This window comes from Niveispirillum sp. GW835-FHT14G11 (genome assembly GCF_058793615.1).
Genome location: NZ_JBXAFZ010000007.1, coordinates 25755 through 43122, shown reverse-complemented (window position 1 = coordinate 43122; position 17368 = coordinate 25755). Strand labels below are relative to the sequence as shown.

Below are 17368 nucleotides of genomic sequence, written 5' to 3'. Positions count from 1 at the left end.
GGCGGTTCCCCTCAGAAAGAGCGCGGGAGGCCCAGGCTCTCCGCGATGCCGTTGCGCACCATCTCGTTGGTGATGGGGCCGATGCGCCACAGGCGGCTGTCGCGCCAATAGCGCTGCATGTCGGTTTCCGCCGAATAGCCCATGCCGCCCAGAATCTGGATGCCCAGGTCTGCCGCCTTGTTGGCATTTTCCGACGCGATCAGCTTCAGCATGTTGGCTTCATTGCCCACCGGCTGGCCCGATGCCTGTTTCCAGGCGCAGTAATGCAGCATCAGTTCGGTGCTGGTCTGCATGGTGGCGATGTCGGCGATGTAATGCTGGATGGCCTGGAACTGGCCGATGGTGCGGCCGAAGGCCTGGCGCTGCTTGGCATAGTCCAGCGCATCCTCCAGCACCCCGTCGATGACGCCCAGGCAGAAGGCGCCGACCATGATGCGTTCGTTATTGAGCGTGGGCAGCAGCATGTACCAGGCCTTGTCCGGCTCCCCCAGCACATCCTCATCCGGCACGAACACATCGTCGAAATGCACCGTGCAGGAGCCCATGGACCGCATGCCCAACTTGGCCAGCGACGCCACCTTGATGCCCGGCGACTTGGTGGAAACCCAGAACAGCGACAGGCCCTGGTGGTTCTTGGCGACATTGCGGTTGGACCGGGCAATGACCAGCAGATAGTCGGCGACATGGGCCGATGAACTCCAGATCTTCTCGCCATTCAGCTTCCAGCCGCCCTCCACCCGTTCGGCCGTGGTGCGCATGGAGCCCAGAAGGTCGGTGCCGCCCGACGGTTCGGTGAAGGAGATGGCGGCCCGCAGCTTGCCGGTGGCGATCAGCGGCAGGTACTTCTTCTTCTGCACCTCGCTACCATAGATGCCGATGGATTTCGATCCGGCGAAGGAGGTAATGCCCCAGATCCAGGCCAGCCCGCCCAGCGTGCGCGCCAGTTCACGCGCCAGGATCATCTGCATCAGCACATCGCCGCCCTGGCCGTCATATTCCTCCGGGATACCCACACCATGGAACCCAGCTTCGGAGAACTTGTCCCACAGGGCGAAGGGGTAATTGTGCTCGTCCTTTTCCAGATCGCGTGCCCAGGCCTTGGGCGCCTCCGCCTCCACCCACCGGCGCACGCCGTCGCGGAAGGCGCGATATTCCTCGGGGAGATTGAAATCCATGATGTATGCTCCTTGGGATTTGTTGGTGGGGGGCGCGGCAAGGCTGCGTCCTACCCCATCTTGCGTTCATCCAGCCCCAGGCCCCGGCCGATGATTTCCTTCATGATCTCGCTGGAGCCGGCGAAGATGCGGCTGACGCGGGCATCGGTGTAGAGCCGGCTGATGCGGTATTCCTCCATGTAGCCGGCACCGCCATGCATCTGCACGCCGGCATCGACCATGCGGCCCTCCAGCTCCGTCGCCAGCAGCTTGCATTCAGCCGCATCCTCTCCGGACAACTCGCCCACATTCAGCAGCAGCACGCATTGGTCGATCAGCGTCTGCACGGCGTCGATTTCCGCCCGCAATCCCGCCAGGACGAAACGGTTATGCTGAAAGGCGCCGATGGGCCGGCCGAAGGCCCGGCGTTCGCGCACATAATCCAGGGTGATGTCGAACGCCACCTGTGCCGCCGCCAGCGACCCGATGGCGGCCACCAGCCGTTCCTTGGCCAGGAACCGGGTCAGATAGCGGAAGCCCGATGCCGGATCGCCCAGCACATTGTCCTTGGGCAGTTTCACATGGTTGAAGAACAGTTCGGATGTGTCCTGCGCGTGCAGTCCCATCTTCTTCAGCCGTTGTCCCCGGTCGAAGCCCGGCATACCGGCTTCCACCAGGAACAGGCCCAGCCCGTGCTTCTGATCGGGCACGGTGCGGGCCGCCACGATGACCAGATCGGCCAGGAAGCCGTTGGAAATATAGGTCTTGGCCCCGTTCAGCAGCCAATGGTCGCCCTTGTCCTCCGCCCTTGTCCGCATGCCGGCCAGATCGGAACCGGCGCCCGGTTCCGTCATGGCGATGGCCAGGATGGTGTCACCGGACACGCAGCCGGGCAGGATGCGCTGCCGCTGCTCCTCCGTCCCCAGCGCGTCGATATAGGGGGCGACAAGGTTGGAATGCAGGTTGATGTAAAAGCCGATCTCACCATGGATGATGTTTTCCTCGATGATGATCTGCTCAAACCGGAAATCATCGATCCCCGCCCCGCCAAACCTTTCCTCCGCCCAGGTCAGCAGCAGCCCGGCCTCTCCCGCCTTCCTGTAAATCTCGCGGTCGACATGGCCCTGGGCACGCCAGCGTTCCCCCTGCGGCGCCACCTCCTTCTGGAAGAAACGCCGCGCGCTTTCGCGGAACTGGTCATGTTCGGGCTGGAAGATCAGGCGGCGCATGGCGTGGCCCCCGCCTTGTCATAAAAGGACAGTCCGGCCGCCGCCCGCGCCCGCAGCCAGGCCGACGGGGCATAGCGCGGACCGTGGGCCTGGGCCAGTCGGTCGGCCTCCGCCACGAATTCCACGATCCCGACCGTGTCGATATAGGACAGCGTGCCCCCGGTCCAGAGCGGGAAGCCCCAGCCGTAGACGGCCCCCAGATCGGCATCCTGCGGCGTGGTCAGCACGCCTTCCTCCAGGCAGCGGGCCGTTTCCAGGGCCTGGATATAGAGGAAGCGGCGCGCCAGCTTTTCGGCATCGACATCCGGATGGGACGGGAAATGCTGCGTCAGGCCGGGCCAGAGATGTTTGCGCCCGCCCGCCGGATAGTCATAGAAGCCGCCGCCGGCCTTGCGGCTGCTGCGCTCCAGGTCGTCGCGCAGGCGCCGCAGCACCGGCACGCCGGGCGGCGGGGTGTAGCGATCACCCTCCTCCGCGATGGTCTGGTCCACGATCTTCAACGGCAGGTCCAGCGTCACCTCATCCAGCAGGGCCAGCGGCCCCACGGGCATGCCGGCGGCCCGCGCCGCATTCTCGATCACGGCCGGCGGCACCCCTTCGGCCAGCATCGACGCCCCTTCATGGATGAAGGTCTGGAACACCCGGCTGGTATAGAAACCCCTGCTGTCATTGACGACGATGGGCGTCTTGCGCAGCTGCGCCACGTAGTCAAGCGCCTGGGCCAACGTCTCCGGACTGGTCTTGGCCCCCATGATCACTTCCACCAGCCCCATCCGTTCAACGGGAGAGAAGAAATGCAGGCCGATGAAACAGTCGGGCCGGGCTGATGCCTCCGCCAGTTGCGTGATGGGCAGGGTGGAGGTGTTCGACGCGAACAGGGTGCCGGGCGGGATCACTGCTTCGGCCCTTGCCGTGGTGTCGGCCTTCACGCCCGTATCCTCGAACACCGCCTCCACCACCAGATCGACGCCGACCAGATCGGCAAAATCCGCCGTGGGCTGGATGCGGGACAAGATCGCCTCGACCTCCGCAGCGCTGCGCCGGCCCTTCTCCACCTCCTTGCCCAGCACCTTGGCGGCATGGGCCCTGCCCTTCTCCGCCAGTTCCACCGTGCGGTCCAGCAGCACGACCCCGATCCCCGCCTGGGCGGAGACCAGGGCGATGCCCGCCCCCATCATCCCGGCGCCCAGCACGCCGACCTTGACCACCCGCGAGGTCAGCACCCCAGCCGGCCGGCGCTGGCCCTTCTCGGCGGCCTGCTTCGACAGGAAGCTGGTGCGAATGATGTTGCGGGCCACAGGATCGGTCAGCAGCCGGGCGAAATATTTGCTCTCCACCGACAGGGCGCGATCGAACGGCAATTGCCCGCCCACGAACAGGCAGGACAGGATGGCGATGGCGGCCGGGCTGTTGCGCCCACCCTTGGCCACGCCCGCTATGGTGGCGGAAAACAGGGCCGCCGTTTCCGGCACCAGCAATCCCCGTGCTTCCACACTCGTATAGCCCTTGCGGTCCCATGCCCGTACCGGGTCCGGGCCCGATTGCAGCCAGGACCGGGCGGCATCGGTCAGTTCGGCCGCCGGCACCACCTCATCCACGATGCGCAGGCGCAAAGCCTCTTCCGGGCCGACAGCGCGGCCGGACAGCAGCAGGTCGATCGCCACCTTCAAGCCGGCCAGCCGCAGCAAGCGCTGTGTACCACCGGAACCGGGCAGCAGGCCGACGCCGACCTCCGGCAGGCCGACCACGGCCTTGGGATCATCAACCAGGATGCGGCTGTGGCAGGCCAGCGCCAGTTCGAACCCGCCGCCCAGCGCCAGCCCGTTCAGGGCCGCGACCCAGGGCTTGCCGCTTTTTTCGATGGCGCGGTGCATGGCGGTGGCGCGCTGGCTGAACGCATAGGCCTGCCGCCTTGTCATGCTGTCGAACCCGTCGACCAGCAGCTTCAGATCGGCCCCGGCCATGAAGCCCTTCTTGGCCGAGGTCAGGATGACGCCGGTCACGGACGCATCCTGTGTCAAGTCGGCGATGGCTTCCTGCATCTCCGCCAGCCAGGGCTGGGTGACGAGGTTCACGCTTTCGTCTGCATTGTCGAGCGTCAGGGTGGCGATGCCGTCGGCACCCTTGACGATGGAAACATGGCGCATGTTCACACCCGTTCGATGATGGTGGCGGTGCCCAGCCCGTTGCCGGCGCAGAGCGTGACCAGGGCGGTTGCCTTGCCGGTGCGTTCCAGTTCGTCCAGAACGGTGCCCAGGATCATGGCGCCCGTGGCCCCCAGCGGGTGGCCCAGCGCAATGGCGCCACCGCAGACATTGATGCGGTCATGCGGAATATCCAGGACGCGCATATAGCGCAGCACGACGCTGGCAAAGGCCTCATTCAGTTCGAACAGATCGATATCGCCTTTCTCCATCCCGCAATTGCGCAGGGCCTTTTCGCTGACGGCGGCCGGGGCCGTCAGCATGATCGACGGTTCCGACCCGATGGAGGCGAAGCCGCGGATACGGGCGCGGGGTTTCAACCCGGCCCGTTCGCCGAACCCTTTCGATCCCACAAGGACCGCAGCGGACCCGTCGACGATGCCCGAGGAATTGCCACCGGTATGGACATGGGACAGTGCCTCGATCTGCGGATAGCGCAGCAGTGCCACCTGATCGAAGCCCAGGGCCGCCAGACCGGGAAAGGCCGGCTTCAGATTGCCCAGCCCCTCCAATGTCGTGTCGGGGCGCAGATGTTCGTCGCGGTCCAGCAGCACATCGCCCAGAATATCGGTGACCGGGACCACGGACCGGGCAAAGCGCCCGTCGGCCCAGGATCGCGCCGCACGGCGCTGGCTTTCCAGGGCGTAGGCATCGACATCGGCCCGGCTGAACCCGTCCAGGGTGGCGATCATGTCCGCACCAATGCCCTGGGGGATATAGTAATTGTGCCAGGCAACGCTTGGATCGGCACTCCAGGCGCCGCTGTCGGCCCCCATGAAGGTCCGGCTCATGCTTTCCACGCCGCCGCCGATGCCCGCATTGCTCATGCCCGACATCACCTGGGCCGCGACATTGTTCACGGCTTCCAGGCCGGATGCGCAGAAACGGTGGATCTGCTGGCCCGCGACAGTTTCGGCATAGTCGGCGTTCAGCACGGCGGCCCGCGCGATGACGCCACCCTGTTCGCCGACGGGCTGGGCACAGCCGATGACGACATCGTCCAGCAGGCTGGTATCCAGCCCGTTACGGTCGCGCAAGGCCCGCAGCACCTGGGTCAGCAGTTCGACGGCGGTGACCTCGTGCAATGCCCCGTCGGGCCGTCCCCGGCCGCGCGGCGTGCGCACATGGTCATAGATGAAGGCTTCCATCCTGGTCGGTCCATGGCTTTTGAATTGGGAAGATGTGCCGTCTTCCCATCCCCGTCCTCCAACCGCACCTATCCATGGGCAGGTGGAATCCGACCTGTCCCGTTTCATCCTCCCCTCAACGACAAAGGGGATGGAAACATGCGGGTCATCATCACAGGTGCTGCCAGCGGGATCGGCCAGGCCGTCGCCCAGCGGCTGCAGGACGGGGACATCATCCGGGGCGACCACCGGGTGCTGCTGGTGGACCGGGACGCCGACGGGCTGGCGCGGGTCGCCGGCATCATCGGACCGCCTGCCGCCATCCTTAAGGCCGACGTGACGGACGAGGCCGACAGCGCCATCATCGCGGCCGCCGCCCTGGACCATATGGGCGGTATCGATGGGGTGGTCAGCAATGCCGGCGCCATCGCCGCCGGAACGCTGATGCAGATGACGCCGGCCGAGTATGACCGGCTGTTCGCCGTCAATACGCGGGCGACATGGCTGCTGGCGCGGGCCACATATCCCTATCTGCGCGAAAGCCGGGGGGCGCTGGTGGCCACCGCCTCCATGGCCGCGACCCAGCCGACACCGCCCCTTGGGGCCTATGCCCCGGCCAAGGCGGCCCTGCGCATGCTGATCCGGCAATTGTCGGTGGATTGGGGACCGGACGGCATCCGTTGCAACTGTGTTTCCCCCGGCCCCACCCTGACCGGCATGACGGCCGCCGGCTATGCCGATCCCGTGCGCCGGGCGGAGCGGGAGGCGGCGATGCCGCTGCGCAAGCTGGGCACGCCGACCGACGTGGCCAATGCCATCCTGTTCCTGCTCAGCGCCTATGCCGGCCACATCACCGGGGTCGACCTGCTGGTCGACGGGGGCCTGAGCAATTGCCTGATGATCGCCAATGGCGGCGGTGCGGGTCACGCGCCGTCCGCATCCTGATGGAGGACGGAGATGGATTATCCCCCCGCCCCCAACGTCGCTGGCACCTCGCTGGATGGTGACACGGCCTATATCATCGACCCGGCGGAGAACGCGGCCCTGTGCCGGTCCACCGGGGTGGAACCGGCGAGCGACGGCACCGCGCATCCCGCCTATTACTACATCGCCACCCAGGTCGCGATGGGGCAGACGGTGGCCGGGCTGTGCGCCCTGTGTGATTTCGATGTGGAACAGGGGCCGATGATGGCCAGTTCCAGCGTCCGGTTCCAGGTCCCGCTGCGCACCGGCCGTCCCTACCGCGTGACGGGTGAGATCACCGGCCTGACCCGCAAATCCAGCCGCAAGCTGGGCCTTATGGACCTGCTGGAATACCGGCTGCGCCTGCACGATCCCGATGGTGCGCCGGTATTGGAAACCACCAATGTCTGGGTGCTGCCGCGCCGGGAGCTGATGCAATGACCCCTGGGACCGAGCTTCCCCCCTTCACCATACCGTCCGTCAGCGCCGATGCCATGCGGGAATGGGCCCGTTTCCTGCGCGATCCCAACCCCATCCATCTGGACCCGGATTCTGTCCGGGCCAAGGGACTGGGGGACCGGGTGATCAACCAGGGACCGGCCAATCTCGCCTATATCATCAACATGCTGATGGCAGCCTTTCCCGGCGGGCAGATCAGCGCCCTGGAAAGCCGGTTCATCGACAATGCCTATGCCGGCGACTGCCTGACGGCCGGCGGGCGGGTGGTGGAGGCCGACGGGACCCGAGCCATCTGTGAGGTCTGGCTAACCGCCGATGGCGGCCGCCCCATCATCCGGGGCACCGCGACCATCACCCTGTAACGAACCACCACTACCAGCGGCCTGGGGCCGCATAAGCCAAGCCGCCGGATGGCGGCGCCCGGCGCCTGAGGCGCAATAAAAAGGAAACCCCATGCCAAGCGGCCCCTTCGCCCATGTCTGCCTGCTGGTCCATGATCTGGACAAGGCCATCGCCGACTGGACCAAAATCCTGTCCGTCCTGGACCCGCAGGCCCTGACCGAACCCATTGTGCGCTATGACGGTTTTTCCAGCGGTGCCGACCAGGACATGCGCTGGGCGACCTTCGTCGCCAATCATTCCGCCGAGATCCAGTTGATCCAGCCGGCCCCCGGCACACCGCTGGGCGACCGGCTGGCGGCCAAGGGGGAACATGTCCACCATCTTTGCTTCACTACGCCTGATGTCGCGGGCAGCCTCGCCAGACTGGCGGCGGAGGGGGTGCAGGTGCTGGGTGATGGCACCACGAACCGTGATCCCGCGATGACTTGGCAGGAATGGGGCTGGATCGGCCCGAAAAGTGCCCATGGCGTGCTGGTGGAGGTGGCAGCCCCCTATGAAAGCCATGGTGATGGCCGGTGGCACGCGGCGGGATCGCGCCCTTGAGTTCCTTTCGCACCATCACCCTGCCCGGCGACGGGCTGCGACTGGTGGCCGATGCCATCGGCGACCAGGATGCACCGCCGATCCTGTTCCTGCACGGTGGCGGCCAGAGCCGGCATTCCTGGCGCAACGCGGCGCGGCGGGTGGCCAATGCCGGATATCAGGGTATCAGCATCGACATGCGCGGCCATGGCGACAGCGACTGGGCCCCCGACGGCGCCTATGGGCTGGAGATCATGGCCAGCGATCTGCGCCATGTCCTGCGCAGCCTGGACCGGCCCGCCGGTCTGGTCGGGGCGTCGCGCGGCGGACAGGTGGCGCTGGTCGCGGCGGCGGCGGAACTGGCGCGGACAAGGCTAGTGCTGCTGGCCGATGTGGGCCCGCATATCGACCGGCGGGGGGTGGCTCCGATCCGACATTTCATGGAACGAAGCATCGAAGGGTTTGACGATGTGGAGGCAGCGGCGCAGGCACTGGCCGCTCTGCCCGACCGCGAAGGCCCCGTCGATCCCATCATCGTCTCCCGCGCGCTGCGCCGGGACGACGATGGCCGCTTCTACTGGCGCTGGGACCCGCGTGTGGCCCTGCCGGGCTTCATCAATGCCGACCGGGAAACGGCATTGATGGAAGAGGCGGCGCAAACGATCACCTGCCCCGTGCTGCTGGTTCGCGCCGGTTTGAGCAAGGTTCTGACAGACGCCGGTGTTGCGGCCTTCAAGCGCCTGACACGACACCTGCTTGTAACCACGGCCCCCGGCGTCGGGCACATGTTCACCAATGATCAGAACGACATTTTCGCCGAAGCCCTTCTCGACATGCTTGCAACGGACCCGGGCGGGGGCTGAATACGATGGGGTGTATTCACCGAAACGGTTCCCCCCTCCACGGATAGGTTCGCGGCACGGAGGTTTCGGTCAGAGATGAATATGCAGGCGGGGCTGAACCCGCAGCAGGCCGGCAGGCGGTACAGGCACAAGAAACGCCGCCGGAACGGGTCAACAGGGAGGAAACAATGACATTCGGTTATGACCAGGGACGGCGGCATCGCCATATCAACCATCTTGCCGCCGGCTGTGCCGCGCTTGCCCTTCTCGCCCTGCTGCCAGCGCCTGCCACGGCGCAATCGGCACCTGCCAATCCGAATGCGCAGCCCGCCGCGGAGGAATTCCTGGGCGAGATCATCGTGACGGCCCGCCGGCGCAATGAAACCCTGATCTCCGTGCCCGTGGCCGTTTCCGCCGTCAGCGAGGATACGCTGGCCAATTTCGGCGTGACCGACGTCCGCTCCCTTGCCAACTATTCCCCCGGCCTGGCCATTGACAGGGTCAGCAGCGGCGCCGGTGCCACCATCACCCTGCGCGGGATCGGCACCTCGCCCGGTCAGGCCGGGTTCGAGCAGACGGTGTCGCTGAATCTGGACGGGGTGCAAACCTCGCGCGGGCGCGCCATCACCCAGGGCTTGTTCGATGTCGGCCATGTCGAGGTGCTGAAAGGCCCGCAGGCCCTGTTTTTCGGTAAGAACAGCCCGGCCGGCGTCATCTCCATCACCTCGGCCGGTCCCACGGACGATGTGTCCGGTTATGCGCGGCTGGGTTATGAGACCGTCGCCGACGAAGCCATCGCCGAGGCCGCCGTGGGCGGTCCGCTCAGCGACAGCGTGGGCGCCCGCATGGCCGTGCGCTATCGCAAGATGGATGGATGGCTGCGCAATATCGGCGGCCCGGTCAACACCTCCGTTCCCGGCGTGAAGCGCCCTGGCGAGGAGGAAGCCATGGGCCGTCTGACCCTGACCTGGCAGCCGCCGGAAAGCAATTTCGACGCCACGCTGAAACTGTCGGCCAGCGACTATAGCGATGATGGCCCCGCCGCCGGACAGCAGCTTTTCTATTGCGGCGCCCTGCCCGCCGGCGGCGTGGCCGGCCGTGTCGATCCGTTCGGGGAGTGCAAGTTCGATAAATACTATTCATCTGCGGGTCTGGCCAACGGCGTGGCCGACAATTGGCCCTATGCCAAGCAGCAACCCTATAGCGACGTGAAGGTCTATCTGGCCTCGCTCTCCGCGAACTATAGCTGGGAAAACCTGGCGCTGACTTCCGTCACCGGCTATTTCAGCACGCGGTCGCGGACCAGCGACAGCTACGATGCCACCTCCTACTATATTATCGGTGCTGCCGAGCGGGAGGATTTCGACGCGTTCAGCCAGGAATTCCGCCTGCTCTCGTCCTTTGACGGGCCGGTCAACTTTATGTTGGGCGCCTACTATCAGGATTCCGACCTTAATTTCCTCAACAGCAGCCGCATCGCCCTGCTGCCGGCCGATCCGGCCACCGGCAAATACCATACCTGGGAGAAACCCAGCGGCACCAAGGGCAAGGCCTATTCCGGCTTCGGTCAGTTGATCTGGGCCGTGACGCCAGAAGTGGAAATGGCGGGTGGCGTGCGCTACACACGGGAAACCAAGGATTCCTACCTGTATGATAGCTGGGTCCATCCGCTGCTGACGGCTGCGTTCCTGCCGCCCACAACGATCCTCACGGATAATTTCCGCGATGCAAACTACTCTCCCGAGGCAACGCTGACCTGGCGCCCGACATCGGAGATCACCGCCTATATCGCCTATAAGACCGGCTACAAATCCGGCGGCCTGGGGCTCAGCGCCGTGCTGACGCCGGCCAGCGTCACGGCGGACGATTTCAATTTCGAAGCGGAGAAGGTGCGGGGCGAGGAAATCGGCGTAAAGGCGCAACTGTTCGACAAGAGCCTGACCCTGACCACCGCCGCCTATTCCTATCTCTACAGCAACTTGCAGGTGAACGCCTTCAATGCGGCGCTGGCCTCCTTCACCGTCACCAATGCCGCCAGCGCCCGCAGCAAGGGCTTCGAGATCGACGCCAACCTGCGCGTCACCTCGGACCTGACGCTGTACGGCTCGGTCTCCTACAACCATAGCCGCTACAAGGAATTCATCAGCAGCTGCTATGGTGGCCAAACCTTCACCATGGGCTGCGACTACCGGCTCAGCGTCGGGGCCGACGGTATCGCGGGCACGGCGGACGACCGCTATGGCCAGGATATGTCGGGCCGACCCCTGACACGGGCCGCTGACTGGTCGCTGAATGGCGGCTTCGACTATACGATCCCGCTGTCCGGTGCCTGGGACCTGGGCCTGTCGGGCAATGCCCGCTACACCAGCAAGATCAACGGCACTGACAATTCCAATCCCGGCGGCCTGCTGAAAGGCTATTGGGTGCTGGATGCCGCCGCCCGGCTGGAAATGGACGGGCAGTGGGAAATCTCCCTGGTCGGCCGCAATCTCAACAATGCCATGTATGGCTATTTGCAGGAAAAACCGGGCTCGCCCACCACGCCGGGCACCCCGTCCCAGGTCTTCGCCATCCCCACACGCGGGCGGCAGGTGCTGGTGCAGGTCGGCTACACGTTCTGAGGCTGTCTCTGGACGGGCCAGGGGTTCCCGCGCACCCAACCGTCACCCCGGCGACAGCCGGGGTGACGGTGGAGAAGACGGAGCATATTCCCATGAAAACCATCAAGGAACTGGTGGGGGTGGATTTCCCCCTGTTCGCCTTCAGCCATTGCCGCGACGTGGTAGCGGCGGTCAGCCGGGCCGGCGGCTTTGGCGTGCTGGGTGGCAGCAGCTTCACCCCGGAAACCCTGGAAACGGAGCTGCGCTGGATTGACGAGCATGTCGATGGCAAGCCCTATGGCATCGACATCCTGATCCCGGAGCATCAGCAACTGGGCGGCGGCCTGGATGTCGAGGCGCTGGCCGGCCGTATCCCGCAGGGCCATGTCGATTTCACCATCGACCTGCTGCGCCGCCACGGCATCCATGCCGGGCCGGGCGACGTGGTCACCAAGCAGCTTCCCGCCACCCTGCCGGAGGTGGGGGAGGCGCTGATGGATGTGGCCTTCCGCCATCCCATCCGGCTGATCGTCAATGCCCTGGGCATCGCCCCGCCCTCCATGCTGGCCCGTGCACGGGCCCATGGCGTGCCGGTGGGTGCCCTGGTCGGGGCCAAGGAACATGCCATCCGGCAGGTGCAGGCCGGGGTGGACATCATCATCGCGCAGGGCGGAGAGGCCGGCGGCCATTGCGGGGAGGTTTCCACCCTGGTTCTGGTGCCGGAAGTGATCCGCGCCATCGCCCCTCTGCGTCCCGTTCCCGTCCTGGCGGCGGGCGGCATCATGACAGGGGCGCAGATGGCCGGCTGCATGGCCATGGGGGCTGCCGGTGCCTGGACCGGATCGGTCTGGCTGGCCACGACGGAGGCCGAAACCAGTCAGGCCTTCCGCGACAAGATGGTGGCCGCTAGTTCGCGCGACACGGTGCGGTCGGCCACGCGCACCGGCAAACCGTCGCGCCAGTTGCGGTCGGGCTGGCATGCGGCCTGGGACAAGGAGGGCAGCCCCGGCGCCCTGCCCATGCCGCTGATGGCCATGATCTCCATCCCCACCTTCGAGATGATCGACAAGGCCGCCGAACGGCCCGACGCCCCGGCGCGCGATCTGGTCAGCTATTTCGTCGGCCAGGGCGTGGGGCTGGTGGAGGATGTGCGCTCATCCACCACGATCGTGCAGGACTTCAAGCAGGACTTCGCCGACGCCCTGGGCCGCATGCTGGCCTTTGCCGAGGAGGCATAGGGGGGCTAGAGGAGATTTGCGGGGCACTGACTTAACGGCCTCCACACCATTGCTTCCCCCGCGAAAGCGGGGGCCCAGGAGCCAAGAGCACCCGAGCGTCGTGCTTGTGGCCCCTGGATCCCCGCTTTCGCGGGGAAGGCAGATGAACAGGCGGGCAATCTCTTCCGCATTCTCCAATCGTCGCACAGCCCTTCCACCCGCGAAAGGCATCGCCATGACATCCCATCCGCATCCGCTTGCCCGCCTGTTCGCGCCACGCTCCGTGGCGCTGGTCGGGGCGACGGAGAAATCGGTATGGACGACGCTGATCGTCCGCAATTTCCGCGACTTCGGCTATGGCGGCGCGCTTTATGCCGTCAACCGCAACGGGGTCGATACGTTCGCCATCAAGGGCTATCGCTCCTGCCGCGATATTCCCGAACCCGTGGATGTCGCCTTCATCTTCGTACCCGTCGATGCTGTGCCCGACGCGCTGGCCGATGCGGCGGCGGCCGGCATCCGCAATGTCACCATCCTGACCTCCGGCTATGCCGAAATCGGTGAAGAGGGCCGGCGGCGTCAGGACGCGCTGGTGAAACAGGCGGAAGACCTGGGCGTCACCCTGTGGGGGCCGAACTCGCTGGGCTATAACAACGCCGAAGCCGGCATTCCCGTCTCCGTCATCCCGGCCGTGAAGCCCTTCCTGCCCCCCTCCATCGCCATCCTGTCGCAAAGCGGGGCGACGGCGGCGGAACTGGCCGAATATGCCCAGGGGCAGAATATCGGCGCCAGCTTCGTGGCCGCCACGGGCAACGAGGCACAGATCAGTCTGGCCGACATCATCGATTATCTGGTTGATCATGACGCCACTAAGTCCATCGCCGTCTTTGCCGAAAGCATCCGCAAGCCCGCCGCCTTTGTCCGCGCCGCCGAACGGGCACGGGCCAAGGCCAAGCCTATCGTCATCCTGAAAATCGGGCGCAGCGATCTGGCCACCCAGGTGGCGCAGGCCCATACCGGATCGCTGGTCGGGGACGATGCGGTGTTTGATGCCGTCTGCCGCCGGCTGGGCGTCATCCGCGTCACCTCCACCGAGGACCTGATCAATACCGCCGGCCTGCTGGCCGCCACCGGCCCGCTGCCGGCGGGCGGCATGAGTTTCCTGTCCATCTCAGGCGGGGCCTGTACGCTGGTGGCCGATGCGGCGGAAGGGTTCGGCGTGCCTTTGCCCGCCAATGACCCGGCGACAGTGACGGCCCTGCGCGGTGTGCTGTCGGATCTGGGATCGACCCTGAACCCGCTGGATATTACCGGGGCCGCCATGCGCGACCCGGACCTGTTCGCCCGTGTCATTCCGCTGCTGGCGGCCAACGAACAGGTAGGGCTGATCGGCATCGGCATTGCCGTGCCGACCATGCCGGGGCAGAGCCTACCGCCCGCCCTGACCGCCATCGGCCGGGCCACGGCGGCCATCAAGACGCCGTCGGTCCTGGTCTCCACCTGCGGCAAGTCGCTGAACGATCATGCCCGCGATGCCATCGTCGAGCATGGGCTGCCGCATGTCATGACCGGCATCGATGCCATGCTGCGGGCCGCCGGCCATGCACTGTGGTGGTCGGGACAGTTGAAACGGGCGGCCCCGCCGCCGTCCCTGGAACAGCAGGTGCGGACGGAGGTGCCAAGGCTCGACACCGAACGCGCCGTGCTGGACTTCCTGGCCGCCAGGGGCGTGCCCGTCGTGCCGCAGCATCTGGTGCGAAGCGCAGAAGAAGCGGCCAGCGTCGCCGCCGGCTTCACCGGCCCGCTGGCCCTGAAGATCCTGTCCCCCGACATCGCCCACAAGACAGAGGTGGGGGGCGTCCGCCTGCATGTCCCGCCGGGCGACGCCGCTGCGGTCTTTGCCGCCTTGATGGCCGATGTCGCCCGCGCCCGGCCCGATGCCCGGCTGGACGGTGTGATCGTCGCGCCGATGCGCAGCGGCGGGCTGGAGATGCTGGTCGGTGTGCGGCGTGATCCGACCTGGGGACCGGTCATCGCCGTCGGCTTTGGCGGTGTGCTGGTGGAGATGCTGGCCGATGTCGCCGTCACACCCCTGCCCGTCAATAGGGATCAAGCCAAGGCCCTGTTGCAGGGCCTGCGCGGGGCAAAGCTGCTGCACGGGTTCCGGGGATCGCCAGCGGCCGATATCGACCGGCTGGCCCAGGTGATTGTCGCCATTGGCGAGGCCGCCCTGTCGCTGGGGGGTGGTCTGGCGGAACTGGAAGTCAATCCGCTGCGGGTGGCCGGCGCAGAGATCGAAGCCCTGGACGGGCTTGTCGTCTGGCAGGAGGAAGCATGATGAGTGATCAAGCTCCGGTGACGCTGGAACGTGATGGCAGCGTCGCCATCGTCACCCTGTACCGCCCGGCCGTGCGCAACGCCATCAGCGCCGCTATGGCCGAAAGCATCGAGAAGTTCGTCTACGAGATCGAGGCCGATCCCACCATCCGCGTCGCCATCCTGGCGGCCAGGGGCCCAATCTTCTGTGCCGGCGCCGATCTGGGCGAAGTGGCGGCGGGACGGGGCATGTCGCTGGCCCGCCCGGAGACGGGCTTTGCCGGCTTCGTCGATGCCAAACGGGCCAAGCCCTGGATCGCCGCGGTGCAAGGCCCCACCCATGGCGGCGGGGTGGAGATCACGCTTTCCTGCGACATGGTGGTGGCCGCCGAAAGTGCCAGTTTCACCCTGCCGGAGGTGCGGCGCGGCCTGATCGCCGGGGCCAACGGGTCCTTCCGCATCGCCCGCTATCTGCCCCGACCGCTGGCCATCGAAATGCTGATCGTCGGTCACCCCCTGCCGGCCCCCCGTGCCCACGCGCTTGGCATGGTCAACAGTCTGGTGCCCACGGCCGATGATGTGCTGCCAGAGGCCTTGCGGCTGGCCCGGCTGATCGCGGCCAATTCACCGCTGGCGGTGCGCGAAAGCCTGCGCGTCGTCCGCGCCGCCAGCGACCAGGGGGAACCGGACCTGCTGGCCCTTCAGGCTGACGCCAACCGTATCGTCCTCTCTGGTCCCGACGTCAAGGAAGGTGCCGGCGCCTTCATCGAGAAACGCCAGCCGGAGTGGCGGACATGAACAGGCAGGACCTGCTGCCCGTCATCATCGGGATCGGCCAGATCAATGACCGGCCGGGACCGGACGAGCCGGGGCTGGATTCCGCCGGCCTGATGCTGTCGGCCCTGCGCGCTGCAGAGCGGGATGCCGGCGTTTCCCTGCTGGGCCGGCTGGATTGGCTGGGCATCGAGAACCAGATTTCCTGCCCCGGTGCCGCCCTTGACGAAACGGTGGCACGCGGCCTGCCCGCCCGGCCCGGCCATATCCAGCTGACCGTGGATGCCAGCGGCCATGGCCCCATCGAATTGCTGAACCGGGCCGCCAACGCCATCGGGCGGGGTGAGGTGCGGCTGGCTGCCATCACCGGTGGGGAGGCGCTGCGCACCGCCGCGAAGCAGGCCAAGGGCGGGGGCATGGCCAACGCCCTGGCGGCAGCGGCGGAGGCCGGGGCGACAAGGCTGGCCCGCCGCTACGGCCTGGTGACGCCCGCCGATGTCTACCCCCTGTATGAGAACGCCACCCGCGCCGCATGGGGCCAGACATTGGCAGAGGCGCAGGAAGAGACGGCGCTGATCTGGTCCGGCCTGTCGCGGGTGGCGGCGGACAACCCGCATGCCTGGCTGCGCACGCCCCTGCGCCCCGATGACATTCTGGCCGAAGGGCCGGCCAATCGCATGATCAGCTTTCCCTATACCAAGCTGATGGTGGCCAACAGTGCCGTCAACCAGGGGGCGGCCCTGATCCTGGTCAGCCTGGAAACCGCCCTTTCCCTGGGGGTGCCGCGTGAGCGTCTGGTCTTTGTCGGGCCGGGAGCCGCGGCGCATGAGCCGGCGGATTTCCTCCGCCGCGACGGGTTCACGGCATCGGCCAGCCTGAATGCCAGCATCGACCGCACCCTGGCATTGAACAACCTTGTCACCGGGTTGCTGGACCATGTGGAACTGTACAGTTGCTTTCCCTGCGTGCCCAAGATGGCGCGGCGGCGGCTGGGCTGGCCGGCGGAGCGGCCCGCCAGTGTCTATGGCGGCCTGACCTTCGGCGGTGGTCCCATCGGCAACTGCATGACCCACGCGGCGGCTTCCATGGTGGAAAAGCTGCGGGCAGCACCGGGCAACGGTCTGATCGTCGCCAATGGCGGCTATGCCACCCATAACCACGCCATCGTCCTGACCAGCCACACCCCGGCCACCAACCCCTTCCCGCAGGATTTCGACGCGCAGTCAGTGGCCGATGTCCTGCGCGGCCCCATTCCGGCACTGCTGGATGAGCACACCGGGCCGGGCGTGGTGGAGAGCTTCACCATGCCCTATGGACGCGAGGGCAAGCCCCTGGGCGCCACCATCGTCGCCCGCACACCCGACGGCGCCCGTTTCCTGGCCGCCGTGCCAGGTGATGACGGGGAAGTTCTGGACTGGCTGGCCGAGGGCGAACCGGTGGGCAGTGCGGGCCGCACGGAAGCCATGGCGGATGGGCGTCGGCGCTGGGTGCGGGGCAGCTGACCCCTATCGCCGGACAGGCGCCCGTCGCCCGCCCCCTGCCCCATGATCAAAGAAAAA

The 17368-nt window shown here is 66.5% G+C and carries 14 protein-coding genes; 10 read left to right on the top strand and 4 right to left on the bottom strand.

Annotated elements, in window-relative coordinates:
• Positions 1-11: 11 nt before the first annotated feature.
• Genes AC1Q7F_RS14165 through AC1Q7F_RS14150 form a run of 4 tightly spaced genes read right to left on the bottom strand, consistent with a single transcriptional unit; the run spans position 12 to position 5735 of the window.
• Positions 12-1175: an acyl-CoA dehydrogenase family protein gene (locus tag AC1Q7F_RS14165; RefSeq protein WP_492507879.1), complete on the bottom strand. Its 1164-nt coding sequence runs from the start codon at positions 1173-1175 to the stop codon at positions 12-14.
• 50 nt (positions 1176-1225) lie between these two features.
• Positions 1226-2383, bottom strand: coding sequence for an acyl-CoA dehydrogenase family protein (locus AC1Q7F_RS14160; protein WP_492507877.1), 1158 nt, complete (start codon positions 2381-2383; stop codon positions 1226-1228).
• Positions 2371-4530: a 3-hydroxyacyl-CoA dehydrogenase NAD-binding domain-containing protein gene (locus AC1Q7F_RS14155; protein WP_492507875.1), complete on the bottom strand. Its 2160-nt coding sequence runs from the start codon at positions 4528-4530 to the stop codon at positions 2371-2373. Before AC1Q7F_RS14155 ends, AC1Q7F_RS14160 begins: the two co-directional genes overlap by 13 nt.
• A 2-nt stretch (positions 4531-4532) precedes the next feature.
• Positions 4533-5735, bottom strand: a complete 1203-nt coding sequence (locus tag AC1Q7F_RS14150; protein WP_492507873.1) for an acetyl-CoA C-acetyltransferase — start codon at positions 5733-5735, stop codon at positions 4533-4535.
• A gap of 138 nt (positions 5736-5873) precedes the next feature.
• Between AC1Q7F_RS14150 and AC1Q7F_RS14145 the strand changes: the two genes are divergently transcribed.
• The 10 genes from AC1Q7F_RS14145 (at position 5874) to AC1Q7F_RS14100 (ending at position 17311) form a co-directional block, all read left to right on the top strand.
• Positions 5874-6659: an SDR family NAD(P)-dependent oxidoreductase gene (locus tag AC1Q7F_RS14145; protein ID WP_492507871.1), complete on the top strand. Its 786-nt coding sequence runs from the start codon at positions 5874-5876 to the stop codon at positions 6657-6659.
• Positions 6660-6671: 12 nt separating this feature from the next.
• Positions 6672-7118, top strand: a complete 447-nt coding sequence (locus AC1Q7F_RS14140; RefSeq protein WP_492507869.1) for a hotdog fold domain-containing protein — start codon at positions 6672-6674, stop codon at positions 7116-7118.
• Complete coding sequence (locus AC1Q7F_RS14135; protein WP_492507867.1) at positions 7115-7498, top strand: MaoC family dehydratase; 384 nt, start codon at positions 7115-7117, stop codon at positions 7496-7498. The genes AC1Q7F_RS14140 and AC1Q7F_RS14135 overlap by 4 nt, the downstream gene beginning before the upstream one ends.
• A gap of 91 nt (positions 7499-7589) precedes the next feature.
• Positions 7590-8081, top strand: coding sequence for a VOC family protein (locus AC1Q7F_RS14130; protein ID WP_492507865.1), 492 nt, complete (start codon positions 7590-7592; stop codon positions 8079-8081).
• Positions 8078-8923: an alpha/beta fold hydrolase gene (locus tag AC1Q7F_RS14125; RefSeq protein ID WP_492507863.1), complete on the top strand. Its 846-nt coding sequence runs from the start codon at positions 8078-8080 to the stop codon at positions 8921-8923. Before AC1Q7F_RS14130 ends, AC1Q7F_RS14125 begins: the two co-directional genes overlap by 4 nt.
• Before the next feature lie 167 nt (positions 8924-9090).
• The gene (locus AC1Q7F_RS14120; RefSeq protein ID WP_492507861.1) at positions 9091-11523 is read left to right on the top strand and encodes a TonB-dependent receptor; all 2433 of its coding nucleotides are present in this window, start codon (positions 9091-9093) and stop codon (positions 11521-11523) included.
• Positions 11524-11615: 92 nt separating this feature from the next.
• Positions 11616-12740 carry a nitronate monooxygenase gene (locus AC1Q7F_RS14115; RefSeq protein ID WP_492507859.1) on the top strand — a complete coding sequence of 375 codons (1125 nt, stop codon included), beginning with the start codon at positions 11616-11618 and terminating at the stop codon, positions 12738-12740.
• Between the two features lie 214 nt (positions 12741-12954).
• Positions 12955-15057 carry an acetate--CoA ligase family protein gene (locus AC1Q7F_RS14110; protein ID WP_492507857.1) on the top strand — a complete coding sequence of 701 codons (2103 nt, stop codon included), beginning with the start codon at positions 12955-12957 and terminating at the stop codon, positions 15055-15057.
• Positions 15057-15833, top strand: a complete 777-nt coding sequence (locus AC1Q7F_RS14105) for an enoyl-CoA hydratase-related protein (protein WP_492507855.1) — start codon at positions 15057-15059, stop codon at positions 15831-15833. Before AC1Q7F_RS14110 ends, AC1Q7F_RS14105 begins: the two co-directional genes overlap by 1 nt.
• Positions 15830-17311, top strand: a complete 1482-nt coding sequence (locus AC1Q7F_RS14100; protein WP_492507853.1) for a hypothetical protein — start codon at positions 15830-15832, stop codon at positions 17309-17311. The genes AC1Q7F_RS14105 and AC1Q7F_RS14100 overlap by 4 nt, the downstream gene beginning before the upstream one ends.
• The last annotated feature ends 57 nt before the right edge of the window (positions 17312-17368 follow it).